General features: G+C 71.6%; 20 protein-coding genes. 6 read left to right on the top strand and 14 right to left on the bottom strand.

Annotated elements, in window-relative coordinates:
• Positions 1-81: 81 nt before the first annotated feature.
• The 6 genes from ACFU5F_RS38855 to ACFU5F_RS38830 form a co-directional block, all read right to left on the bottom strand.
• Positions 82-1,632 (bottom strand): long-chain fatty acid--CoA ligase, encoded by a 1,551-nt coding sequence (locus tag ACFU5F_RS38855; protein ID WP_383897938.1) that lies wholly within the window; start codon positions 1,630-1,632, stop codon positions 82-84.
• A 7-nt stretch (positions 1,633-1,639) separates the two neighbouring features.
• The gene (locus tag ACFU5F_RS38850; protein WP_383897936.1) at positions 1,640-3,253 is read right to left on the bottom strand and encodes an AMP-binding protein; all 1,614 of its coding nucleotides are present in this window, start codon (positions 3,251-3,253) and stop codon (positions 1,640-1,642) included.
• A 54-nt stretch (positions 3,254-3,307) separates the two neighbouring features.
• Entirely contained in the window at positions 3,308-4,552 is a 1,245-nt protein-coding gene (gene hemA, locus ACFU5F_RS38845) for a 5-aminolevulinate synthase (protein WP_383897935.1), read from the bottom strand.
• Between the two features lie 295 nt (positions 4,553-4,847).
• Entirely contained in the window at positions 4,848-5,516 is a 669-nt protein-coding gene (locus tag ACFU5F_RS38840; RefSeq protein ID WP_383897933.1) for an O-methyltransferase, read from the bottom strand.
• 120 nt (positions 5,517-5,636) lie between these two features.
• Complete coding sequence (locus ACFU5F_RS38835) at positions 5,637-5,960, bottom strand: hypothetical protein (RefSeq protein ID WP_383897931.1); 324 nt, start codon at positions 5,958-5,960, stop codon at positions 5,637-5,639.
• A gap of 20 nt (positions 5,961-5,980) precedes the next feature.
• Entirely contained in the window at positions 5,981-6,766 is a 786-nt protein-coding gene (locus ACFU5F_RS38830; protein WP_383897929.1) for a thioesterase II family protein, read from the bottom strand.
• A 207-nt stretch (positions 6,767-6,973) separates the two neighbouring features.
• Here ACFU5F_RS38830 and ACFU5F_RS38825 point away from each other — a divergent pair, with 207 nt between their 5' ends.
• The 5 genes from ACFU5F_RS38825 to ACFU5F_RS38805 all read left to right on the top strand — a co-directional run bounded on the left by ACFU5F_RS38825 (position 6,974) and on the right by ACFU5F_RS38805 (position 13,031).
• Positions 6,974-7,798 carry a metallophosphoesterase family protein gene (locus ACFU5F_RS38825; RefSeq protein ID WP_383897928.1) on the top strand — a complete coding sequence of 275 codons (825 nt, stop codon included), beginning with the start codon at positions 6,974-6,976 and terminating at the stop codon, positions 7,796-7,798.
• Complete coding sequence (locus ACFU5F_RS38820; RefSeq protein WP_383897926.1) at positions 7,795-8,475, top strand: 4'-phosphopantetheinyl transferase; 681 nt, start codon at positions 7,795-7,797, stop codon at positions 8,473-8,475. The genes ACFU5F_RS38825 and ACFU5F_RS38820 overlap by 4 nt, the downstream gene beginning before the upstream one ends.
• 114 nt (positions 8,476-8,589) lie before the next feature.
• Complete coding sequence (locus tag ACFU5F_RS38815; RefSeq protein ID WP_383897925.1) at positions 8,590-10,695, top strand: BTAD domain-containing putative transcriptional regulator; 2,106 nt, start codon at positions 8,590-8,592, stop codon at positions 10,693-10,695.
• 90 nt (positions 10,696-10,785) lie between these two features.
• On the top strand, positions 10,786-12,171 hold the full coding sequence (ccrA, locus tag ACFU5F_RS38810) for a crotonyl-CoA carboxylase/reductase (RefSeq protein ID WP_383897923.1): 1,386 nt from the start codon (positions 10,786-10,788) through the stop codon (positions 12,169-12,171).
• Entirely contained in the window at positions 12,168-13,031 is an 864-nt protein-coding gene (locus ACFU5F_RS38805) for a 3-hydroxybutyryl-CoA dehydrogenase (protein WP_383897921.1), read from the top strand. Before ccrA ends, ACFU5F_RS38805 begins: the two co-directional genes overlap by 4 nt.
• 60 nt (positions 13,032-13,091) lie before the next feature.
• Here the strand turns inward: ACFU5F_RS38805 and ACFU5F_RS38800 are convergent, their stop codons facing one another.
• The 5 genes from ACFU5F_RS38800 to ACFU5F_RS38780 form a co-directional block, all read right to left on the bottom strand.
• On the bottom strand, positions 13,092-14,141 hold the full coding sequence (locus ACFU5F_RS38800) for a glycoside hydrolase family 43 protein (protein WP_383897920.1): 1,050 nt from the start codon (positions 14,139-14,141) through the stop codon (positions 13,092-13,094).
• Positions 14,142-14,180: 39 nt separating this feature from the next.
• On the bottom strand, positions 14,181-14,600 hold the full coding sequence (locus ACFU5F_RS38795; RefSeq protein ID WP_383897941.1) for a MarR family winged helix-turn-helix transcriptional regulator: 420 nt from the start codon (positions 14,598-14,600) through the stop codon (positions 14,181-14,183).
• 283 nt (positions 14,601-14,883) lie between these two features.
• Positions 14,884-17,103, bottom strand: coding sequence for an NADP-dependent isocitrate dehydrogenase (locus ACFU5F_RS38790; protein WP_383897919.1), 2,220 nt, complete (start codon positions 17,101-17,103; stop codon positions 14,884-14,886).
• Between the two features lie 204 nt (positions 17,104-17,307).
• Entirely contained in the window at positions 17,308-18,390 is a 1,083-nt protein-coding gene (locus ACFU5F_RS38785; RefSeq protein ID WP_383897917.1) for a mechanosensitive ion channel family protein, read from the bottom strand.
• A gap of 314 nt (positions 18,391-18,704) precedes the next feature.
• Positions 18,705-19,667 (bottom strand): YbhN family protein, encoded by a 963-nt coding sequence (locus ACFU5F_RS38780; RefSeq protein WP_383897915.1) that lies wholly within the window; start codon positions 19,665-19,667, stop codon positions 18,705-18,707.
• 152 nt (positions 19,668-19,819) lie between these two features.
• Here ACFU5F_RS38780 and ACFU5F_RS38775 point away from each other — a divergent pair, with 152 nt between their 5' ends.
• Entirely contained in the window at positions 19,820-21,712 is a 1,893-nt protein-coding gene (locus tag ACFU5F_RS38775) for an ABC transporter ATP-binding protein (protein ID WP_383897939.1), read from the top strand.
• 164 nt (positions 21,713-21,876) lie between these two features.
• Here ACFU5F_RS38775 and ACFU5F_RS38770 read toward each other — a convergent pair whose 3' ends face one another.
• Genes ACFU5F_RS38770 through ACFU5F_RS38760 form a run of 3 tightly spaced genes read right to left on the bottom strand, consistent with a single transcriptional unit; the run spans position 21,877 to position 23,535 of the window.
• On the bottom strand, positions 21,877-22,632 hold the full coding sequence (locus tag ACFU5F_RS38770; RefSeq protein ID WP_383897913.1) for a metallophosphoesterase: 756 nt from the start codon (positions 22,630-22,632) through the stop codon (positions 21,877-21,879).
• Entirely contained in the window at positions 22,629-22,934 is a 306-nt protein-coding gene (locus ACFU5F_RS38765) for a hypothetical protein (RefSeq protein ID WP_383897911.1), read from the bottom strand. The genes ACFU5F_RS38770 and ACFU5F_RS38765 overlap by 4 nt, the downstream gene beginning before the upstream one ends.
• Positions 22,918-23,535: a nucleotidyltransferase family protein gene (locus tag ACFU5F_RS38760; protein ID WP_383897909.1), complete on the bottom strand. Its 618-nt coding sequence runs from the start codon at positions 23,533-23,535 to the stop codon at positions 22,918-22,920. Before ACFU5F_RS38760 ends, ACFU5F_RS38765 begins: the two co-directional genes overlap by 17 nt.
• Positions 23,536-23,622 lie beyond the last annotated feature (87 nt).

The following is a 23,622-nucleotide window of genomic DNA, read 5'->3' as shown; positions in this document are numbered from 1 at the left end:
GGCCCCAGCCCCGGCCCCGGCCCCACCCCCCGCCCCCCGCCCCCCCCCCACGACCCGACCGTCCCCGATACCCCGCGGGCCTCAGTCGCCCGACCGGATGCGGGCGATCAACTCCCGCTTCAGGACCTTCCCGCTGGGGCCGAGCGGGAAGGCGTCGACGAACAGCACCTCGCGCGGGTACTTGTAGGCGGCCATCCGTTCCTTCGCCCATGCCACGATCCCGGCGGCGAGCGCGGCGTCGGCCCGCACGCCGGCCCGCGCCACGACGACCGCGTACACCTCCTCGCCGTGCACCTCGTGCGGGATGCCGACGACCGCGACCTGGTCGATCGCCGGGTGGCGGGTCAGCGTCTCCTCCACCTCGCGGGGGTACACGTTGTAGCCGCCGCGCAGGACCATGTCCTTCTTGCGGTCCACGATGGACAGACAGCCGTCGGCGTCCTTCACGCCGATGTCCCCGGAGCGGAACCAGCCGTCCACGATCGCCCTGGCGGTCGCCTCCGGCCGGTTCAGATAGCCGGCCATCACGTTGTGCCCCCGGATGACGACCTCGCCCCGCTCACCGGCGGGCAACAGCTCGATCGCGTCCTCGACGTCCGCCCTGGCGATCTCGACGTCGACACCCCAGATCGGCCGGCCCACGGTGCCCGGTCTGCGCGGCCACGCCTTCTGGTTGTAGGCCACCACCGGAGAGGTCTCGGTCAGGCCGTAGCCCTCGTAGACCGGGCAGCCGAACACCGCCTCGAACTCGTCGAGCACCTTCACCGGCAGCGCCGCGCCGCCCGAGAACGCCCGGTCGAGCTTCGTCGGCCGCGGGTCCTTTCGGGCCTCGGCGAGCAGGGCCAGATACATGGTCGGCACGCCCATGAACAGCGTGCAGTGTTCGCTCGCCATCAGGTCCAGCGCCTGCCGCGCGTCGAACCTGGGCATCAGCACCAGGGTCGCCCCCGCCTGGAAGCAGGTGCTCATCCCGCAGATCTGGCCGAAGGTGTGAAAGAGCGGCAGCGCGCCGAGCAGGACGTCGTCGGGCCGGAAGTCGAACGGTGAGTGCAGCGTCGTCGTCACGTTCATCACGACGTTCAGATGGGTGATCATCGCCCCCTTGGGCCGCCCGGTCGTGCCGGAGGTGTAGAGGACGACCGCGAGGTCGCCGGGGGCGCGCGGGACGTGGCGCTCGATGGGCGTGGCCGACTCCGCGAGCGCGTCGAGGCGCGGCGGCCCACCCTCCTCCCGCCCCTCCTCCCGGGCCACGGTGAACACGGGGGTGCCGGTGGCCGCCGCGCCCCTGCCGCCCTCGGACAGCAGGGGCGCGGCGCAGACCAGCGCCTTCGCGCCCGAGTCGCGCAGGACGTAGGCGATCTCGTCCGCCCTGAGCAGCGCGTGCACCGGTACGGCCACCGCGCCGAGCGCGAGGACGCCGAAGTACGCCATCGGGAAGTGCGGTGTGTTGGGCAGGAGCAGGGCGACCTTGTCGTCGGGGCCGATGCCGTGGTCGCGCAGCACGGCCGCGTACCGCCGGGCACCGGCCCACAGGTCGCGGTACGACACCTTCCGCGAGTCGAAGACGACCGCCGGGTGGTCCGGGCGGCGCAGGGCGGACTCGGCGAGTACGGAGGCCACGGAGAGGGACATCCGCGTCTCAGCGGCCCGCGCTCGCGGCCAGCCGCGCCTTGTCCGGCTTCCCGACGGCGGTGAGCGGCAGCTCCGGACGGATGTCGATCTCGGCCGGGACGTGCTTCGGGGAGAGCGCGGTGCTCACCCGCTCGCGCAGCTCCGCGGTGGTGACGGTGCCGCCCTCACGCAGCACGACCGCGGCGTGCGGGTGCTCGACCCGGTCCTCGTCCCGCACACAGAACACCGCCGCCTGGACGACGTCCGGGTGGGCCATGAGGGCGTTCTCGACCGTCAGGGGGTGGATCTTGATCCCGTTGGCCTTCAGTACATCGGCGACCCGGCCGTGGATGTGGAGGTAGCCGCGCTCGTCGACGCGGCCGAGATCGCCGGTGTGCACCCAGCCGTCCCTGACCGTACGGGCGGTCAGCTCCGGGTCCGCCACGTACGCACGCATCGCGAAGGGCGAGCGCACACAGATCTCCCCGGTTGCCCCGGCCGGCAGGTCGCCGTGGTCGTGCTCGTCGCGGATCCGGACCTCACCGACCAGCGGACGTCCTACGGTGAGCCGCAGTTCGGGGTCCGCGTGCTCGGGCGGGGTGAGCATGCTGATCGCGCCCGTCTCGCTCGTGCCGTAGACCTGGATGAGTACCTCGCCGAAGATCTTGACGGCGTCGGCCAGGCGCTCCGGGGACGCGGGGCACCCGGTGTAGCAGAGCATCTGGAGGCTGGAGAGGTCGGTGGTGGTGACCTCAGGGTGGTCCATCAGCAGGTACAGCTGCGGGGGCGAGATCAGCATGCGGGTGATCCCGTGCTCCGCCACGGCCCGCAGGACCTCGCCCGCGTCGAATCCGTCGTGGATGACCACCGATCCGCCGGACGCGAGCGAGTCGTCGGCCGTCGCGCCGCTGGAGTGGCTCATCGGCAGGGTGGCGAGATAGGCGGCGCGCCAGGCCATCGTCAGCCCGGCGGTGATGTACGTGTTGCGGGCCCGGAAGTCGACGGCGATGCCCTTCGGCCTGCCCGTGGTCCCGCTGGTGTAGGTCACCACGGCAGCCCGGTCGAGCGGGATCTCGATGCCGGAGGCGTCGAACGCCTCGGCGTCCGCCGTCGTCACGTCGAGCACGTCGGCGCCCAGGTCGCCCCAGCCGAGGAGGGTGAGCGGGGTGGGCAGACGGTCGCGCAGTTCACGGGCGAGAGGGAGGTGCTCGGCGTCGACCGCGAGGTGTGTCGCCCCCGTCTCCTGGAGGATCGTGAGCTTGGCGTCCATGGTGATCTGGTCGCCGGGGTCGACCGCGTTGGTCGTCTGCAGATGGACGACGGTGGCGCCGGTGAGGTTGGCCGCGTGGCGGAGGACGAGGGTCGCGGGGGAGTTGGTGACGGTCAGGACGGCGACGACGGGTGCGTCCTCGTCCGCCTGACCACCGCCGTCCGTCGCGTCCGTCGTCCCGTTCCCGTGCCCGCGCAGGACCTGCGCGGCGGAGCGGATCGAGCGGGTCAACTCGGCCCCGGTGAAGGTCTCGTCGCGCCACGACAGGACGACCTTCCCGGGTTCGGCGGACATGACGTCGAGGATCTTGCCGACGTACGTCTCGTGCGCGGGAATGGACGCGCGCACGGGTGTGGATGCGTTCTCAGGCATGGAGGGGTCCCGATCTGGCGTGGGCCGGCTGTGTGAGGTCGTGCCGAGTCGACGTCAGAGCCGTGTCGCCGAGGCCTGCTCGGGGTGCCGTGAGCGCGGCAGCTCCAGTTCCGTCCAGATTCCGTCCAGCGCCTCGACGAAGTTCCGCACCTCCTCGGGGGTGTGTACGGCTCCGGGGGCGATCCGCAGGATCTCCTCGCCGACCCGGACGCTCGGCGCGTTGATCGACTGGACGTAGATGCCGTGGCGTTCCAGCAGGATGTCCGAGGCCTTCTTGCACGTGTGGTCGTCGCCCACGAGGACGGACACGATATGGGACCTGTCCGAGATGAAGGGAATTCCGCGCTCCCTGAGGAGCCGGTGCATCGACTGCGCGTTGGTCCGCAGCGTGTCGCGTTCCGTGTCCGAATTCCTCAGGTGCCGGACCGCGGCGAGGCTGCCGGCCACGAATGCCGGGGGCAGCGCGGTGGTGAAGATGAAGGAGCGGGAGAGCGCCCGCACCGCGTCGACCAGGACGGAGGGGCCCGCGATGTAGCCGCCGGTGGTGCCGAATCCCTTGGCCAGCGTTCCCATGATCACGGTGAACTCGTCGGCCAGCCCCAGACTCGCGGCGATGCCGGCGCCCTGCGGTCCGTACATCCCGACCGCGTGGACCTCGTCGAGGAAGGTCATCGCGTCGTACCGCTTCGCGATGTCGACGATCTCAGCGAGGGGTGCGATATCGCCCGCCATCGAGTAGACGGATTCCATGACGATCATTTTCGGTCGGTCGGGGTCCGCGGCGGAGAGCAGTTCTTCCAGATGGGCGCAGTCGTTGTGGCGGAATATGTGTTTCTCGGCACGGCTGTGCCGGAGACCGTCGATGATCGAGGCGTGGTTCAGCTCGTCCGAGAAGACGACACAGTCCTTCAGGCGTCCGGCGAGAATGGAGAGGGCGCCGTCGTTGGCGGTGTAACCGGAGGTGAAGAGGAGCGCGTCCTCCTTGCCGTGCAGGTCCGCGAGTTCCTTTTCGAGCAGCACGTGATAGTGGTTCGTGCCCGCGATGTTCCGGGAACCGCCGGCCCCCGCGCCGAACGCGTCAACGGTGTCCTTGATCGCGGCGAGTACCCCTGGATGCTGTCCCATCCCCAGATAGTCGTTGCTGCACCACACACTGATTTCGGCGGAAGAACCGTCCAGTTTGCTCGACGCCGCCGGGAAGCGGCCGGCCAGCCGGCCGATCTCAAGGAATTCACGTTTTCCTCCGGCGGCCTCCAGATCCTTCATGTGCTGGGAAAAGGCAGGCAGGTACTGGGTCATGATGAATTGCAGCTCCGTCCCGTATGTCGGCGGCAATGGATGGGCGCTGTCGTCCGAGTCGCAAGAGAGTCTTTCGGCGGGGGCATATCGTCTCGGTATCGCGGGCCGCGACACGGGGCCCGACGTCGGTCGAGAAATCGAGGACCGCGGGATCATGACCCTGCCGCGCGGTTTTCCGGCCCCTGACGGCATCGGCCCGCGGCGCGACCGCATGTGGCCGGTCCCGAGGTGCTGGAGCGACGCGCCATCGCCCTCGTGACCGTGGACCGGCCCCCTCGACCGGAGCCCGGCGCTGTCAGGTCTCCTTGCGTCGGGCGAGCGTGATGCCGTCGGCCATGGTGAGCATGCTCAGGTCCACCCGCTCGTCCGCGCGCAGCCGGGCGTTGAGTTCACGGATGCCCGCCGTGTCGGCGTCCGTGAACTGCGGATCGGCGACCCGGCCGAAGAAGAGGGTGTTGTCCACGACGACGAGGCCGCCGGGTGCGAGCAGGTCCAGGGACAGCTCGTAGTACCGCGGGTAGTTCGCCTTGTCCGCGTCGATGAACACCAGGTCGAAGACGCCCGGGCCCTCGTCGGCGAGCAGCTTCTCCAGGGTTTCCGCCGCGTCACCCACCCGGAGGTCGATCAGGGAGTCCACCCCGGCCCGCTTCCAGAACTCCGCGCCGATCGACGGCCAGCGGTCGGTGATGTCGCACGTCACCAGTCGCCCGTCGGCAGGCAGGGCGCGGGCCATGCACAGGGTGCTGTAACCGGTGAAGGTGCCGATCTCCAGGACCGCGGCCGCCCGGGTGAGCCGGACCAGCAGCGCGAGGAACTGGCCTTCCTCCGCGGGGACTTGAAGGGCGACGCCGCCGGGCAGCCCGGCGGTCGCTTCGCGCAGTTCCAGCAGGAGGTCGTCCTCGCGCAGCGAGGTCTCCCTGACGTACTCGAGAAGCCGTGGCGTCATGCCGATCTGCTCAGCCATGGGGGGATCTCCGTCCCGGTGGGAGTCGGTGTGAGCGGCACGCCGAGGGGGCGGGGGAGCACCGGACGACGAGCCGGGGCGTGCTCGGGTACGGACCCGCCTCGGCTTCGCTCCGCGCGCTCAGAACCCGGCGTGCCCGGGGGTGGGGGGAACCTGGGGGCCGTGGCCGCCCACGCCCTCGTCGTCGGCGCCGTGCCACAGCCTGGAGTCGTAGGGGATGTCGGACACCGGCACGGTGGGTCGTTCGCCCGCCGGCGGGCGGGCCGGCACCGCCCCGGCGGGTTCACCCACGACCGCGCGGACATGGACGCGCAGCCGTTCCACGTCGTCGGCCAGTCGGGAGAGCGCGGGCGGCTCGCCGAATCCGGAGGACCGCAGTGAACCGACGCAGTGCGCCAGCCGGTCGACGGTGCTGAGCAGTTCCCTGATGACGGCTGCGGGCATCGAGCGTCCTCCGTGTCTGCCTAAGAGGTGCCCGCGCCGGAGACCGGGAGCGAGCTCAGACGATCGCGGAGGGTGCCGTGCACCGCGTCCGGATGGTCATTGAGGAAGAAGTGGCCGCCCTTGAACACCTGCGTGTCGAAGGGTCCCTCCGTGTACTCGCGCCACGCCTCGACCTCCGCCACGGCCGCACGCGGGTCGGCGTCCCCGGTCAGCGCCACCACCGGGCAGCGCAGCGGCGGTCCCGGCACATGGACGTAGGTCTCCGCCGCGCGGTAGTCGCCGCGTATGGCCGGCATGACCATCTGGAGGATCTCCGGGTCGGTCAGCGCCACGGCGCCGGACCCGCCCAGCAGCTCCAACTCCCGCAGGATTCCCTGGTCGTCGCGCTGGTGGATGTACTCACTGCGTTCGAAGCGCGGCGCCCGGCGCCCGGAGAGGAACACGGTGACCGGGCTGTTCGCCCCACCCTCCCGCTCCAGCCGGCGCGCCACCTCGTAGGCGAGGGTGGCGCCCATGCTGTGCCCGAACAGCGCCAGCGGCCGGTCGTCGGCCGACGCGGTCAGCACCGGCACCAGCCGGTCGACCAGCTCCGGTACGTTGTCGACGCACTTCTCGGCCCGCCGGTCCTGTCGGCCCGGGTACTGCACGGCCAGCACCTCCGCGGCGGGCGGCAGCGCGCTCGCCATGGCGTGGAAGGCACTCGCCGATCCGCCGGCGTGCGGGAAACACACGAGCCGTGTCCGGGCCCGGGGGGCGGCCACGAAGCACCGGAGCCACAGGTCCGGTTCCTCGGCGCTTCGATCCATCGTCCGCCCGTCCTTCGCCCTGGTAGGTCATGTGCCTGCCGGCAACGTAACGGAGGTTAGGCAGCCCGAATCGATGGCGGCCACCCCTAGCCACCCCCTACAACCCCCAGAGATCTTCCCGGCCACCCCAGATCCGCTGCCTCGGCGCGGGCAGCAGCCGGTAGAAAGTGCTGCATGAGATCTTCCGGACGGGTACCAGGCAGGCTCATGGCAACAAGTGATCTTCATGTGGCCTATCCGGAGAACCGGCACATCGTGGCCGGCATGCGTCCCCAGTCCGACGACGACTGGCTCATCGTGGCCGGCGACGTCGGTGAGATTACCGAGGACTTCACGTGGGCGCTGACCCTGTTGCGAGAACGATTCGACACTGTGATCTGGGCCCCGGGGAACCACGAACTCTGGACCCCGCCGAGCGACCCCGTCCAGTTGCGCGGGGAGGAACGCTACCGCCACCTCGTGGACATCTGCCGCGGGCTCGGCGTCCTCACCCCGCAGGACCCCTATCCCGTGTGGGACGGGCCGGGCGGCCCCGTCACCGTCGCACCCCTCTTCGTCCTCTACGACTACAGTTTCCGGACCCCCACCGCCGCGACCAAGGAGCAGGCGCTCACCCAGGCCTACGAGGCCGGTGTGGTGTGCACCGACGAGATGCTCCTGCACCCCGACCCCTACCCGAGTCGCGAGGCGTGGTGCCACGCCCGGCTGGTGGAGACCGAGCGCCGGCTCGCCGAGCGCGATCCCGAGCTGCCGACCGTCCTGGTCAACCACTTCCCCCTGGTACGGGATCCGACGAGGGTCCTGTACCACCCGGAGTTCGCCCAGTGGTGCGGAACCGAACAGACCGCCAAGTGGCACGTGCGGTTCGACGCCAAGGTCGTGGTCTACGGGCATCTGCACATCCCCCGCACCACCTGGCACGACGGAGTCCGCTTCGAGGAGGTCTCGGTCGGCTACCCCCGCGAGCACCGGCAACGCGGCATGCCCCGAGGCGTCCTGCGCCAGATCCTTCCGGCGGTGACCGCCCCGTGATCGACCAGTTGCTGCCCGCCACGGTCGCCTCCGCGTGGGCCCGGGAGGACCTCCCCGGCACCCGTCTGTTCCCCGAGGAGGAAGCGGCACTCGGCGACGCCGTCGACAGACGCCGCCGCGAGTACACCACCGTACGGGCCTGCGCCCGCAGGGCCTTCGCCCAACTCGGCATGGAACCGGCCCCCGTCGTCCCCGGGCACCGCGGGGCGCCGCGCTGGCCGGACGGGCTGGTCGGAAGCATGACGCACTGCGCCGGCTACCGTGCCGCCGCCCTGGCCCGGGTGTCCGACGCCCTCGCCGTGGGGATCGACGCCGAGCCCCACCAGGCCCTGCCGGAGGGGGTGCTCGACGTCGTCGCCCGGCCCGAGGAACGCGCCTGGATCGCAGAGCACGGCAGGCGCGCCGGAGTGTGGTGGGACCGGCTGCTGTTCGGCGCCAAGGAAGCCGTCTTCAAGGTCTGGTACCCGCTCACGGGCCGGGAACTGGACTTCGACGAGGCCGTCGTCGAGTTCCGTCCCCGGGAAGTCGCCCCGGGGCACGCGTCGGGACTCTTCGCCGCCCGGCTGCTGGTGCCCGGTCCACGCCGGCTCACCACGCTCTCCGGCCGCTGGCTGGTACGGGACGGCCTGTCCGTCGCCGCCATCGTCCTGCCCGCCCGGCCACCCGGACACGGGTGACGGCCGCGGAAAGGGTTCCACCCACTGTCGCGTCGAGTGGTGCGCGCCGAGCGTGCCACGGGGGACCTCGCGATCGACGGAATCGCATCATGTTTTCGTAGGGGTGAGGCAGTTATGGAGTTCTTGTTGCTAGGTCCCCTGGTCATCCGGTCGGGCGGGAACGAGCTGAGGGTGCCCGCCGCGAGGCAGCGGGTGATTCTCGCCGCCCTCGTGCTCAACGCGAACCGAGTGGTCCCGGTGGACAACATCGCCAGCTTTGTCTGGGACGGCACCCCGCCGCCCAGCGCCGCCGCCACGATCCGCACCTATGTCATGCGGTTACGTCAGGTCCTGGGCAAGGCCGGGAGAGCGAGGATCACCACCCGGGCGCCCGGCTATCTGATCGAACTGGAGGAGGACGAGACCGACCTCGGCCGGTTCACCGCCCACCGCAGGACCGCCGACGCCCTCGTCCAGGCGGGCCGCACCGCGGAAGCGGCCGAGGAACTCCGCAGGGCGCTCGCCCTGTGGCGGCACGACCCGCTGATGGACGTACCCTCGCGCACCCTGCAGGACATGGAGGCATCGCATCTGCAGCGGCTCCATCTGCAGACCCGTATCTGGTGCGTGGACCTCGACCTCGAACTGCAGCGCCAGGCGGAGATCCTGCCGGAGCTGTGGCAGATGGTGCGGGAACACCCGCTCCACGAAGGGCTCATCGGCCGTCTCATGCTGGCGCTGTTCCGCTCGGGCCAGCAGCCGGAGGCCCTCGACCTGTTCCAGCGGACCCGCGCCGCGCTCATCGACCAGCTCGGCACCGAGCCCGGGGCCGAACTACGGGCCGTCCAGCGGCGCATCCTGCGCGCCGAGGACGAGCCGCCGCGGCACCGGGCCTGCCCCGAGGAGCGCCACGAGGCACGTGGCGGCTCCGGACGGTCCTGGCCCGGCTGGCCGACCCCGGCCCAACTACCCCAGGGGGTCACGGACTTCACCGCCCGCACGCGGGAGACCGCCGTGCTGGGGCGGCTGCTGCGCGGCAAGGCACCGGCCGAGGGTCCGGCCACCACGGTCGTCATCAACGGCGCCGCCGGCATCGGCAAGACCGCGCTGGCACTGCACGCGGCCCACTCCGTCCGCGGTGACTTCACCGACGGACAGGTCTACGCGGACCTGGAGGGCAGCACGGGGAACGCCGCGCAACCCGCCGAGGTCCTCACCCGGCTGCTCGTCGGCCTCGGGGTGCCGGATGTCGCGGTGCCGACGACGATGGTCAACCGGAGCTCCCTCTTCCGGTCCCTGGTCGCCGACCGCCGCATGCTCATCGTGCTCGACGACGCCGCGAGCGCCGCCCAGGTCCGCCCCCTCGTCCCCGGCAGCGGAGCGAGCCGGGTGATCGTCACCAGTCGCCACCGGCTCGCCGACCTCGAAGGGGCCCACGACGTCAGCCTGGACGCACTCGACGAGGAAGCCTCGCTGGAACTGCTGGAACGATTCGTCAACCGTTCCCGCATGGATGCCGAACGCGCCGCCGCACACCGGCTCGTCGAAGCGTGCGCCGGTGTGCCGCTGGCCCTGCGCATCGTCGGCTCCCGGCTGCGCTCACGACCCCGCCGCAGCCTCGGCGCCCTGGCCCACCGCCTGCTCGAACAGCGGCGCCTGCTCGACGAACTGCACATCGGCGACCTGTCGGTCCGCACCGGACTCGACGCGGGATACGCCGCCCTGCGCGGCCGGTCCGTGCACGGCGTCGACCTCGCGGCGGCGTTCCGCAGACTCGGCGCGGGCAACACGCCGTACGTCCGCGGCGAGACCGCGGCGGTGCTGCTGGGCTGTTCCCGGGAGAACGCCGAGGACGTGCTCGACGTGCTGGTCGACGCCCACCTGCTGCGCGAACACGACCACTCCCGCTACCACCTGGACGCCCTGGTGCGCGCGTACGCCCGTGAACGCGCCGACGCCGAGGACCATCCGGAGTGCCAGGCGGAGACACTGCGCTGCCTGCTGCGGTGGTATCTGCACCTCCTCGACCGGCGCGTCCGCCCGGGCCGGGCCGGGGAGCCGGAAGGGACGTACCTCCTGCGCCCGCCGACCGTGGACTGGACGGACGACGACCGCGCCGGACTCGTCGAGGCCCTCGCCGAGGCGGAGCGGACCGGCGTCGACCTGGTCGGCCGTCGGCTGGTCGGTGAACTGCGCGCACGGCTGCCACCGGTCGTGGCGCCCCGGGCCGCGTCCGGGTGAACCCCGGGCGGCCGCCCTCCGCCCCCTCACCCACGGCCCGTCCGCGCCCGCCCGCGGACCCGAAGTGATGACCATTGAGGAGCCCCCCCCATGGATCCCTTGACCGAAGCGGTGCTCGCCGGCGCGCCCCCCGACCGGCTGGCGAAGGAACCCCTGCCCACCGAGTACACCGCAGCCCATCTGCGCGCCGAGGACGTGGACCTGTTCGGCGACGCCGCCGACCGGGACGTACGCCGCACCCTGCGGGTCGGCCCCGTACCCATGCCCGAACTGGCCGTGGACGAGGTACTGATCGCGGTGATGGCCAGCTCCATCAACTACAACACCGTCTGGTCGGCGACCTTCGAACCCGTACCGACCTTCACCTTCCTGCGCAGACTGGGCCGCCAGGGCGGATCCGCCGCCCGGCACGACCTGCCCCGGCACGTCGTCGGATCCGACGCCTCCGGAGTCGTCGTCCGCACGGGCGCCGGGGTACGGCGCTGGCAGGTGGGCGAGCACGTCGTCGTCAGCTGCGTCCAGGTGGACGACCAGGAACCCGCCACCCACGCCGACGGCATGCTCGGCGCCGAGCAGCGCATCTGGGGATTCGAGACGAACTTCGGCGGACTGGCCCACTACGCGGTGGTCCGGGCCAGCCAACTGCTTCCCAAACCGGCCCACCTCACCTGGGAGGAGGCCGCCTCGACGATGCTGTGCGCCGCCACCTCCTACCGCATGCTCGTCAGCGACCGGGGCGCCCGGATCAAACAGGGCGACATCGTGCTGATCTGGGGTGCCACCGGAGGACTCGGCGCCTACGCCGTCCAACTGGTGAAGAACGCCGGCGGCATCGCCGTGGGCGTCGTCAGTACGGAGGAGAAGAGTCGGCGGGCGCGGGCGCTCGGCTGCGACGTCGTCATCAACCGCGCCGACATCGGCCTGGACGGCGATCTCTCCGACGACCCCGACGCGAGCGTGGAAGCCGGCAAACGCCTCGGCCGGATCATCCGCGCCGAGACCGGCGAGGACCCGCACGTCGTGTTCGACTACATCGGCAGGGCCACGTTCGCCCTGTCCGTCTTCGTCGTCCGCCGCGGCGGCACCGTGGTCACCTGCGGATCCAGCACCGGCTATCAACACCGCTTCGACAACCGGTACCTGTGGATGCACCTCAAGCGGATCGTGGGCAGCCACGCCGCGAACCTTCAGGAACAGGCCGAGTGCAACCGGCTGTTCCGCCTCGGCCACCTCGTCCCGGTTCTCTCCGCCGTCCACCCGCTCGCCGAGGTGGCCGAGGCCGCCCGGCTCGTGCAGACCAACCGGCACACCGGCAAGGTCGGCGTCCTGTGTCTCGCGCCCCGCCCCGGGCTCGGGGTGACCGACCAGGCCCTGCGGGACCGCGTGGGCGAGGACCGGCTGAACCTGCTGCGCGACCCCGCCCCGGCGGCCCCCGGGCCCGAGCGGCTCGTCGCCGGACGAGGGAGTACCCGATGAACGCCATCCAGAAGGTCGGCATCGTGGGCTGCGGCACCATGGGCGCGGGCATCGCCCACGTGTGCGCCCTCGCCGGAGTCGACGTCATGGTCGCGGCGTCCTCACCCGCTTCCCTGGCCAGGGGCAGGGCCCGGCTCACCGGCTCCCTGGACCGGGTGCTGGGCAAGGGCCGGATCACCGACCGGGACCACGAGAACGCCCTCGCCCGGGTGTCGTACACCGGTGACCTGGCGGAGCTGGCCGACCGGCAGCTGGTCATCGAGTCGATCACCGAGGACGAGCGGGCCAAGCGCGAGCTGTTCGCTCGGCTGGACCGGGTGCTCCAGGACCCCGAGACCATCCTCGCCTCCAACACCTCCTCCCTCTCGGTCCTCAGACTGGCCCGGGCCACCGCCGACGGCGGCCGGGTGATCGGCGTCCACTTCTTCAACCCGGTGCCCGCCCTGCCGCTGGTCGAGCTGGTCCCCACGCTCCTCACCCAGGAGAAGACCGCGGTACGGGCCGAGGAATTCGTGACGGACGTGCTCGGCAAACGCGTCATCCGGTCCCCGGACCGCGCCGGCTTCACGGTCAACGCCCTGCTCATCCCGTACCTCCTGGCCGCGGTACGGATGGTGGAGGCGGGCCACGCCTCGGCGGACACGGTGGACGACGCCATGACGCTGGGCTGCTCCCACCCCATGGGCCCACTCCGGCTCGCCGACCTGATCGGCCTCGACGTGGTCACGTCCATCGCGGAGGCCCTCCACGAGGAGTTCCGCGAGCCCCAGTACGCCCCGCCCCCGTTCCTACGACGCCTGGTGGAGGCCGGCATGCTGGGCCGCAAGACGGGCAGGGGCTTCCACGTCTACGCCCCGTGACCGACGGCGCGGCGGGGACGCGCGCCCCTCATGCGCCGGTGGCGATCGCCGAGGGGCGGCTCACCCGCCGCCGTCGAGGTCGTCGCGGCGCCGCAGCACGGTCAGTTCGTGGCCGTCGAGGCGCATCTCGTAGAGCTTGCCGCGGGCGTTCTCGAAGGGACGGTGGAGCATCATCATCAGCCGGCCGTCGAAGGTGCGGAACAGCATGCCGTGGCCGCTGTCCTCCCGCACCAGGGGCCGTCGTTGCTCCCACGGTCCCCTGAGGTCGCCGGACCGCGAGACCGCGTAGGTCTGCACATAGCCGCCGCCGACGGTGCCGTCGTCACCGGCCACGTTCTTCTCGTACGTGGACCACAGCATCAGCAGGGAGCCGTCGGGCGTCCGGTACGGCTGGGGGCCGTCGGTGACGTAGGGCGCGAGCTGGTGGGGCACCCCGGCGGGGATCTGCTCGGTGAGCCAGGACGCGTCCGAGGCCCTGAACAGGAGGACCGGCTCCCCGATCGTGCCGGTCAGGTCCGGGGCCAGCCGGATCGCCTCCATGGTGCCGTCGACGGTCTGCAGCCACTCGTGGGCGTACACCATCCAGGGCTGACCGGACGGGTCGACGTACAGGGTGCCGTCGAGGGTCATCAGGTTCTCGGGCGGGGTGGGGCGGCCGGGGTCGACGACGGTGAACGGGCCCAGCAGCGAGTCGGAGACGGCCGTGACCGTGCCCCGCATGTGGTGGGGGAGCTGGAACGGCGTGCCCCATCGGCCGGCGGCCGGCAGCGGGAGCGGCCTGCCCTCGTCGTGCAGCGTGGTGAACAGGTAGTACCTGCCGCCCCATGCGTGCACCTCCGGCGCCCACGCCCCTTCCGTCGCCCAGATCCCCGGCTGGTCGGCGGTCCGGAAGACCACGACGGGGCGGGTCCAGTCGCGCAGGTCGGTGCTGCGGTAGACCATCGTGCCGGTGCCGTCCACGCCGGAGACGGCCGGGTCGTTGCCCGTGTAGAGGTGGTAGGTGCGGGTGGCCCCGTCCGCCACCACGAACGGATCGTGCAGCGGCATGTCGGGGAGCCGCATGCCGGGCAGCCGCTCGTCGGGAGGCCGTATCGGTTCGGTGTCGGTCACGGTCGCGAGGATAGTGAGCGCGGTGACGCCCGGGTCAGGTCATGCCCGGCCGACGTTGGCCGTGAGCAGCCGCAGCAACCGCTTGGCCGCGATGCGCTGTTCGGGGCCGAGCCCCATGGCCTCGCCGATGTCCACGGGGACGGTCCGGGCCCGTTCCCGGAGCCGGGCGCCGGCCTCGGTGAGGCGGATGGCGACGGAGCGCTCGTCGTCCGTACGGCGCTCGCGGCGCAGCAGACCACCGGCCTCCAGGCGCTTCAGGAGCGGGGAGAGGGTGCTGGACTCCAGCTGGAGCGCGGTGCCCAGGTCGCGTACGGAGATCGAGTCCTGTTCCCAGAGCACGAGCATGACCAGGTACTGCGGATAGGTCAGCCCCAGCTCGTCGAGCAGCGGCCGGTAGCGGGCCGTGACCGCGCGCGAGGCGGCGTACAGCGCGAAACAGAGCTGGTCGTCGAGGAGCAGGCCGTGCCCCGGCGTCGGGGCCGGCTCCTGGGCCGTTCCGGCCGTGCCCACGATGTCGCCGACTGTGCCCACGGTGCCGCTCCTCCGCCCTGTGCTCTGTATGACGGTCGACAACCCTACCTTCAATCTTCCCGATCATATTGGGCGCGACTTAGTTGTGCACTAAGGGTTCGTGCGCCAGATTCCCGGTGTGCCTCGCAGAGCCGCCCCGGCCGGGAGGGATCCCGGTCGGGGCGGCGGTGTGTGCGGACCCGCGGGTCCGCACGCAGGTGCGAGGTCGGACTCAGGCGAAGTTCGCCAGCGCCTCGTTCCACGTGGCCGACGGGCGCATGACCGCGGCGGCCTTGGCCGGGTCGGGCTGGTAGTAGCCGCCGATGTCGGCCGGCTTGCCCTGGACGGCGATCAGCTCGTCCACGATCTTCTGCTCGTTCGCCGTGAGGGTCTCGGCGAGCGGGGCGAAGGCCTTGGCCAGGTCGGCGTCGTCGGTCTGGGCGGCCAGCTCCTGGGCCCAGTACAGGGACAGGAAGAAGTGGCTGCCGCGGTTGTCGATGCCGCCGACGCGACGCGAGGGGGACTTGTCCTCGTTGAGGAAGGTCGCCGTGGCGCGGTCCAGGGTGTCGGCGAGGACCTTGGCCTTGGTGTTGCCGGTGGCCGTCGCGTACTGCTCCAGGGACGGGACCAGCGCGAAGAACTCGCCCAGGGAGTCCCAGCGCAGGTAGTCCTCCTTGACCAGCTGCTGGACGTGCTTCGGGGCGGAGCCGCCGGCGCCCGTCTCGAAGAGGCCGCCGCCCGCCATCAGCGGGACGACCGACAGCATCTTGGCGCTGGTGCCCAGCTCCAGGATCGGGAACAGGTCGGTGAGGTAGTCACGCAGCACGTTGCCGGTCACCGAGATGGTGTTCTCGCCGCGGCGGATGCGCTCCACCGACAGCTTGGTGGCCTCGACCGGGGCGAGGACGCGGATGTCCAGACCCTCGGTGTCGTGCTCCGGCAGGTAGGCGTTGACCTTGGCGATCAGGTTGGCGTCGTGCGCGCGGGTCTCGTCCAGCCAGAACACCGCCGGGTCGCCGGTGGCGCGGGCGCGGGTGACGGCCAGCTTCACCCAGTCGCGGATCGGGTCGTCCTTGGTCTGGCAGGCGCGGAAGATGTCACCGGCGGAGACCGTCTGCTCGATCACCACGTTGCCGGCCTGGTCGACGAGACGGACCGTGCCGGTGGTGGGGATCTCGAAGGTCTTGTCGTGGGAGCCGTACTCCTCGGCCTTCTGCGCCATGAGGCCGACGTTCGGGACGGAGCCCATGGTCGACGGGTCGTAGGCGCCGTTGGCGCGGCAGTCGTCGACGACGACCTGGTAGACACCGGAGTACGAGGAGTCCGGGAGCACCGCGAGGGTGTCGGCCTCGGCGCCGTCCGGACCCCACATGTGGCCGGAGGTGCGGATCATGGCCGGCATCGAGGCGTCGACGATGACGTCGGACGGCACGTGCAGGTTGGTGATGCCCTTGTCGGAGTCGACCATCGCCAGCGCCGGGCCCTCGGCCAGTTCGGCGTCGAAGGCGGCCTTGATCTCGGCACCCTCCGGCAGGGCCTGAAGGCCCTTGAAGATGCCGCCCAGACCGTCGTTCGGGGACAGACCGGCCGCGGCCAGCGTCTCGCCGTACCGGGCGAACGTGTTCGGGAAGAAGGCACGCACGACGTGACCGAAGACGATCGGGTCGGAGACCTTCATCATCGTGGCCTTGAGGTGCACGGAGAACAGCACACCCTCGGCCTTCGCGCGGGCGACCTGCGCGGTCAGGAACTCGCGCAGCGCGGCGACGCGCATCACGGAGGCGTCGACGACCTCGCCGGCGAGGACGGGTACGGACTCGCGCAGCACGGTGGTGGAGCCGTCGTCGCCGACCAGCTCGATCCGCAGGGATCCGGCCTCGGCGATCACCGCGGACTTCTCGGTGGAGCGGAAGTCGTTCTCGCCCATGGTCGCGACGTTGGTCTTCGAGTCGGCGGACCAGGCGCCCATGCGGTGCGGGTGGTTCTTGGCGTAGTTCTTCACCGAGGCCGGGGCGCGGCGGTCGGAGTTGCCCTCGCGCAGGACCGGGTTCACGGCGGAACCCTTGATCTTGTCGTAGCGGGCGCGGATCTCGCGCTCCTCGTCCGTCTTCGGGTCGTCCGGGTAGTCCGGCAGCGCGTAGCCCTGGCCCTGGAGCTCGGCGACGGCGGCCTTGAGCTGGGGGATCGACGCCGAGATGTTCGGCAGCTTGATGATGTTCGCCGCGGGCGTCTTGGCCAGCTCGCCCAGCTCCGAGAGGGCGTCGGGGATGCGCTGGCCCTCCTCCAGGTACTCCGGGAAGACGGCGATGATGCGCCCGGCCAGCGAGATGTCACGGGTCTCGACGGAGACACCGGCCTGCGAGGCGTACGCCTTGATCACGGGCAGGAACGAGTGGGTCGCCAGGGCGGGCGCCTCGTCAGTGTGTGTGTAGATGATGGTCGAGTCAGTCACCGGGTGCTCCGCTCCACGTCTGCAACATTGCTCGACATCAAGATATCTCGTGCGGGGGCGGTACTCGACAGGGGGCGGGGAGAGGGCGCGATGTCGGGTGCGGGTCCGGTGGGAGTCGGAAAGCAGGAGGCGCAGCCCCTGCTTTCCAGGGGCGCGGGGAACTGCGCGAGAGGCCCCACCGGGCCCGCACCCGACAACCGTCCCCTACGACGCGACCTCGACGGAGGACTCCCGTTGATGAGGGATCTCCACGCTGCCGCCCCCCGTCTGGAGCGTGATCGCCCGCCGCGGCACCGGCACGCTGATCCCCTCCGCCCGGTACCGCTTGTGCAGCCGCTTGATGAACTCGTGCTTGATCCGGTACTGGTCGCTGAACTCCCCGACCCCGAGGATCACCGTCATCCCGATGCGCGAGTCGCCGAAGGTGTGGAAGCGGACGGCGGGCTCGTGGTCGGGGACCGCGCCCTCGACCTCCTTCATGGTCTCGGCGATGACCTCGTTGGTGACCCGCTCGACGTGCTCCAGGTCGCTGTCGTAGCCGACGCCCACCTGCACCAGCAGGGTCATGTCCTGCTCGGGCTGGTTGAAGTTGGTCATGTTGGTGCCGGCGAGCTGGCCGTTGGGGATGATCACCAGGTTGTTGGAGAGCGACTTGATCGTCGTCTGCCGCCAGTTGATGTCGACGACATAGCCCTCCTCACCGCTGCTCAGCTTGATGTAGTCACCCGGCTGGACCGTCTTCGAGGCGAGGATGTGGATGCCCGCGAAGAGGTTGGCGAGGGTGTCCTGGAGGGCCAGGGCCACCGCGAGACCGCCGACACCGAGAGCGGTGACCAGTGGGGCGATCGGGATGCCCAGCGTCTGGAGGATCACCAGACAGCCGATGGCGAGGACCGTGACCCGGGTGATGTTCACGAAGATCGTGACCGAGCCCGCGACCCCGGCCCGGGACTGGGCGAGCGTGCGCACCAGACCGGCGATCACCCTGGCCGACGTGATCGTCGCGACGAGGATGAACAGCACCGTCAGGGACTGGTTCACGTTGTGCTGCACGGTTCTCGTCAGCGGCAGCACCGCCGCCGCGGCCGCCGCGCCGCCGACGAACGTGCCCCACGGCACCAGCGACCGCAGCGTGTCGACGATGACGTCGTCACCGCCCCAGCGGGTCTTCGTCGCGTGGCCGCCGAGCCAGCGCAGCAGCAGCCGCAGCAGGAACGCGGCCAGCAGGCCGGCGGCGAGGGTGATTCCGGCCACGAGATAGTCGTCGAAGGTGAGGGCCCGGGTCATCGGTCGCCTCCCGGGGGACGGGGAGAGCGGTCGACGGGCCGTATGCCGGCACCCGTGGGCCGTATGTGATGTGTCGTCACCTTGCCACCTGCTCGAATTCGAGATGCACGATCAGCGCCTGCCCGGACGTGCGTACGACGTCGGGCGCGATCGCTCATCCTGCCGTATCCGCAGGGCTGATCGGCACCGGACCTGCGCGGATCGGCTGACGACGGGCCCCGCAACCCCCTGGATTGTCCGGATGTGCACCGCGGTACGGCCGCCTCCCCTTCACGAATCCACGACGGGTGTCCCACCCGACGTCGGACCTGGCGTCAGATGACCTTCAGTCGGACCAGCACGCCGAGCGTCAACGCGCCCGGCAGCAGCGGCAGCCAGACCGTGACGATCCGGAACGCCAGTACCACCGCGGTCGCCTCCGCCACCGGACCACCCGCCGCCACCAGGGCGACCACGAGCGCGGCCTCCACCGAGCCGAGACCGCCCGGGGTCGGGACGAGGGCGACCGCGACCGTGGCGGCGAGATAGGCGAGCGCCATGTGCGCCACCGGGATGTCGAGCCCCAACGCCAGACCCACGGCGGCCAGTACGCCCGCCTGGAGCGCCGGGAACGCGAACGAGCCGCCCCACAGCGCCAGGACACGCGTCGGCCGTCCGTGGATCGCACGGGCCTCGCCGAGTGCCGTCCGGACGAAGCGGAGCACGGCCGTGCGCGGCCGTCGGACGAGGACCACCACGGCCACGGCGGCGCACGCGGTGACGACGGCCGTGACCAGCAGGGGAGTCGACGTACCGTCAGGGAGCAGCGGCCCCGGCCGCAGGGCCCGCGGGAACGCGAGCAGCAGGGCCAGCAGCAGACCGACGCGGGCGACGGACTCGGCGAGCAGGTACAGCGCGAGCGCCGCCGACGAGCGGGGCAGCGACACCCCGCACACCGTCATGAACCGCAGGTTCACCGCACTCGCGCCCAGCCCGGTCGGCAGCAGATGGTTCGCCGCGCCCGCCGCGAACTGAGTGGCCAGCAGCCGCCCCGCCGGCAGCCGCTCGACGAGCGCCCCCTGCCGGGTCACCGCCGCCGCGACCCAGGTCAGACAGGTCACGCCGAGCGCCGCGGTCAGCCAGGGCCACCGGGCGGTCGCGAGACGGCCGAACCCCTCGGCGAGGACCGGGCGATGGTGCGCGGCCACCACGAGAACCAGGATCAGGGGGACCGGCCAGAGGATCCGCCGCACCGGGACCCGCCCGGCGCGCCGTCGTCGGACTCGTATCGCTGTCACATCCGGAGAGGTTCTCCGCACCCGGCCAACACAGGGTTGCGGACACGGGGACGGCGGTCGACCGGCGGAGGGCCGGGGGGCCCGAGGACGCACGTCCCGGTCCACGCCTTGACCTCAACCTTGGTCGAGGTCCTAGCGTCCCGTCCATGAGTATGGAGACCACCGCCTGGACCCAGCTGCAGGGCATGATGACCGCCCAGCGGCACACCCGCCCCTTCGCCCGCGCGACGCTACGGCGCATCGGCGCCTTCGCCCGTCCACATCGTCGCCGTATCGCGTGGTTCGTCGCCCTCAGTGTCGTGACCGCGCTGCTCGCCGTGGCGACGCCTGTGCTCGCGGGGAACGTCGTGGACGTGATCGTGTCGGGCGGGGACGAGGCACACGTCGTCCGCCTTGCCGTGCTCATCGCCGTCATCGCGGTCGCCGAGGCGGCGCTCGGCCTGCTCGGCCGACGCCTGTCCGCGACGCTCGGCGAGGGACTCATCCTCGATCTGCGGACCGCCGTCTTCGATCATGTGCAGCGCATGCCGGTCGCGTTCTTCACACGTACGCGTACGGGAGCGCTCGTCAGTCGTCTCAACAACGACGTCATCGGCGCCCAACGGGCCTTCAGCAACACCCTGTCCGGAGTGGTGAGCAACCTGGTCACCCTGCTGCTCACCCTCGCCGTCATGCTCACGCTCTCCTGGCAGATCACCCTCCTCTCGCTCGTCCTGCTGCCGGTCTTCGTGATCCCCGCCCGGCGCATGGGCAGCCGGATGGCCCGGCTCCAGCGGGAGGCGGCCGACCTCAACGCGGCGATGGGCACCCGGATGACCGAGCGCTTCTCCGCACCCGGCGCCACCCTCGTCAAGCTGTTCGGACGGCCCGACGACGAGTCCGCCGAGTTCGCCGAACGCGCCGCCCGGGTGCGGGACATCGGCATCCGTACGGCGATGGCACAGTCGGCGTTCATCACCGCCCTCACCCTCGTCTCGGCCCTCGCGCTCGCCCTGGTGTACGGCCTCGGCGGCTGGTTCGCGCTGCGCGGCACCCTGGACGCGGGCGCGATCGTGTCCCTCGCGCTGCTGCTGACCCGGCTGTACGCGCCCCTGACCGCCCTCGCCGGGGCGCGCGTGGAGATCATGAGCGCCCTGGTGAGCTTCGAGCGCGTCTTCGAGGTGCTCGACCTCAAGCCGCTCATCCAGGAGAAACCGGACGCCCGCGAGGTGCCCGAGGGCCCGGTGGCCGTGGAGTTCGACGACGTCCGCTTCGGCTACCCGTCCGCCGACAAGGTCTCCCTCGCCTCCCTGGAGGAGGTGGCCTCCCTCGACAGCCGGGGCGGCACCGAGGTCCTGCACGGCATCTCCTTCCGCGCCGAACCCGGCCAGACCGTCGCGCTCGTCGGCTCCTCCGGCGCCGGCAAGTCGACCGTCGCCCAGCTGCTGCCGCGGCTCTACGACACGGACACGGGGGCCGTCCGCGTCGGCGGCGTCGACGTGCGCGACCTCGGCGCGGCGTCGCTGCGCGCCACCCTCGGCATGGTCACCCAGGACGGCCACCTCTTCCACGACACCGTCCGCGCCAACCTCCTCCTGGCCCGCCCGGACGCCACGGACGACGACCTGTGGGACGTCCTGCGCCGGGCCCGCCTCGACGACCTCGTCCGCGCCCTGCCCGACGCCCTCGACACCGTCGTCGGCGAACGGGGCTACCGGCTCTCCGGCGGCGAACGCCAGCGCATGACGATCGCCCGGCTGCTCCTGGCCCGCCAGCGCGTCGTCATCCTCGACGAGGCCACCGCCCACCTCGACAACACCTCGGAGGCCGCCGTCCAGGAGGCGCTCACGGAGGCGCTGGAGGGCAGGACCGCCGTGGTCATCGCCCACCGCCTGTCGACGGTACGGGCCGCCGACCAGATCCTCGTCGTGGAGGCCGGCCGGATCGTGGAACGGGGGCGCCACGAGGAGCTGTTGGCGGCGGACGGGCGGTACGCGGAGCTGTACCGGACACAGTTCGAGAAGTCGGCGGAGTCCGTCGGGCAGGCGCCGGTCCCCGCCGCGTAGGACGCGTGGAACCCCGGGGGAGCGGTGCGGCTTCCCCGGGGTTCAGCCCTCGACGCCGGTCGCCGAGTGGACGGCGCCGACGGACGGTGACTCCGCCCCATGACCCGCTACGGGCACCGCGCGAGGGCCCCGGACCGAACGTCCCCCGGCCGGGGCAACAGGCGCTACGGACCGTTCGCCCCCGCGGGGCCGGCCCGGTGCACCGGCAGCCCGTACACCGCGAAGGCGCGCCGGATGACCGGCTGGGCGACATTGCGCACCCGCACGCCCCCGCTCGTGATGCCGTGCTCGGTGCCCAGATGGGCATGGCCGTGGACGGCGAGATCGGCGCCGACCTCGTCCATCGCCTCGGCCAGCAGATAGCTGCCCAGGAAGGGATAGATCTCCAGCGGCTCACCGACGAGTGTGTCCGGAACGGGGGAGAAGTGGGTGAGCGCGATCCGGACCGCGCAGCCGCCCTCCGCCAGCTCCTCCAGTGCGCTGCGCAGCCCGTCCGCGAGCCCCCGGGTGTGACGGACGAAGGCCTTCATCTCCGGTTCTCCGAACTCGCTGCCGCTGCGCCCGGCGAAGCCGCCGCCGAACCCCTTGGTCCCGGCGACACCGACCCGTACGCCGTCGACCCGGACGACGGTGCTCTCGCCCTCCAGCACGGTCACCCCCGCCTCCCGCAGCACGGCCGTCACCTCGGAGGGGCGCTCGGCGTGGTGGTCGTGGTTGCCGAGCACGGCGATCACCGGAACCGGCAGTCCCGCGACCTCGCCGGCGACCACGCGGGCCTCCTCCGGTGTGCCGTGCCGGGTGAGGTCCCCGGCGAGCAGCAGCAGGTCGGCGTGGTCGGGCAGGGTGTCGAAGGCCGGGCGCAGCAGACCGCGGCCGTCGAGCCCCAGATGGATGTCCCCGACGGCCGCGACGCGGATCACGACAGTTCCTCGTGACGGTCCGGCGCGGTGACGTCCGCCAGGGTGATGTCCGCGCGCACGGGCACACCCGGCAGCTCCTGCGCCGCCAGGCGCAGGATCGCCTCACGGTCGGCCGCGGTGGACGCCGTACCGGTGATGTGCACGGCGTCGCCGCGCGCCTCGATCCGCATCCCGAGTTCGGCCAGGGCGCTCCGGGCGAGCCGCTCCTCCAGGTGGGCGATGCGGTACTCGGTGTGCGCGGCCGGGTGGGCGGCACTCTCGCCCGGTCCGCCGGCCGGTGGGGGGTCAGGTGCTGTCGCCATCGCCGGTCTCCTCCGGCTCGATCACGTCGAGGCGCTCCAGCAGATACAGGAAGGCGGCCGGCATCGGCTCGGCACCGCACTCCTGCCGCACCCGGCTCCAGTCGATCTTCTCGCGCAGGGCGCGGGCGATCGGCAGTACGGCACCGAAGTCGCAGTAGTGCTCGGAGAACGCCATGAGCCGCCCGACGAGCAGGTCCGTCGCCGCGAGCACGGGCATCCACACGGACTGGACCGACAGCGCCTCGGCCCGGTCCAGCAGCGCGCGGGTGACGGGCGCCCGGGACGGCCGGAAGATCAGATCGACCTCCTGGCCCTGGCTCCGGGTCTTCAGCAGCCAGTCCTCGGGCGGCTGCACCACGGCCAGCCCCGCCTCCTCCAGAGTGGCGGTGACCGCGTCGATGTCCTCCGGCAGCACACAGAAGTCGACGTCGTGCTGGAGGGTCCCCGGCCCGCCGTGGGCGTACACCGCGACACCACCGGCCAGTGCGAACGGGTGTCCGCCGGCCTTGAGCAGCGAAGCGACCTCCTTCGCCGCTTCGAGGATGGCCTGGGTCCGGTCGGGGGGAAGCCCGTCGTCGTCCGGGCCCGCGAGATCGCCCATGCCTCCCACGATAGTGCGGCGTGTGCCGATGGCCAGACGTGCGGCACCGGTCACGCGGCCCGGGCATGGGCCCGGACAGGGGGAGAG

The organism is Streptomyces sp. NPDC057438 (assembly GCF_042802995.1).
GTDB lineage: Bacteria > Actinomycetota > Actinomycetes > Streptomycetales > Streptomycetaceae > Streptomyces.
Note: the sequence above shows the minus strand (reverse complement) of the source record. Positions and strands in the feature narration are given on the sequence as shown.

What these genes read in the sequence shown, in the direction of transcription:
- ACFU5F_RS38815 (WP_383897925.1), top strand. Translation starts at nt 8,590, where the DNA reads ATGGAGTTCTTGTTGCTAGGTCCCCTGGTCATCCGGTCGGGCGGGAAC.
- ACFU5F_RS38775 (WP_383897939.1), top strand. Translation starts at nt 19,820, where the DNA reads ATGGAGACCACCGCCTGGACCCAGCTGCAGGGCATGATGACCGCCCAG.
- ACFU5F_RS38825 (WP_383897928.1), top strand. Translation starts at nt 6,974, where the DNA reads ATGGCAACAAGTGATCTTCATGTGGCCTATCCGGAGAACCGGCACATC.
- ACFU5F_RS38830 (WP_383897929.1), bottom strand. Translation starts at nt 6,766, where the DNA reads ATGGATCGAAGCGCCGAGGAACCGGACCTGTGGCTCCGGTGCTTCGTG.
- ACFU5F_RS38760 (WP_383897909.1), bottom strand. Translation starts at nt 23,535, where the DNA reads ATGGGCGATCTCGCGGGCCCGGACGACGACGGGCTTCCCCCCGACCGG.
- ACFU5F_RS38850 (WP_383897936.1), bottom strand. Translation starts at nt 3,253, where the DNA reads ATGCCTGAGAACGCATCCACACCCGTGCGCGCGTCCATTCCCGCGCAC.
- ACFU5F_RS38765 (WP_383897911.1), bottom strand. Translation starts at nt 22,934, where the DNA reads ATGGCGACAGCACCTGACCCCCCACCGGCCGGCGGACCGGGCGAGAGT.
- ACFU5F_RS38835 (WP_383897931.1), bottom strand. Translation starts at nt 5,960, where the DNA reads ATGCCCGCAGCCGTCATCAGGGAACTGCTCAGCACCGTCGACCGGCTG.
- ACFU5F_RS38840 (WP_383897933.1), bottom strand. Translation starts at nt 5,516, where the DNA reads ATGGCTGAGCAGATCGGCATGACGCCACGGCTTCTCGAGTACGTCAGG.
- ACFU5F_RS38805 (WP_383897921.1), top strand. Translation starts at nt 12,168, where the DNA reads ATGAACGCCATCCAGAAGGTCGGCATCGTGGGCTGCGGCACCATGGGC.
- ccrA (WP_383897923.1), top strand. Translation starts at nt 10,786, where the DNA reads ATGGATCCCTTGACCGAAGCGGTGCTCGCCGGCGCGCCCCCCGACCGG.
- ACFU5F_RS38855 (WP_383897938.1), bottom strand. Translation starts at nt 1,632, where the DNA reads ATGTCCCTCTCCGTGGCCTCCGTACTCGCCGAGTCCGCCCTGCGCCGC.
- ACFU5F_RS38785 (WP_383897917.1), bottom strand. Translation starts at nt 18,390, where the DNA reads ATGACCCGGGCCCTCACCTTCGACGACTATCTCGTGGCCGGAATCACC.
- hemA (WP_383897935.1), bottom strand. Translation starts at nt 4,552, where the DNA reads ATGACCCAGTACCTGCCTGCCTTTTCCCAGCACATGAAGGATCTGGAG.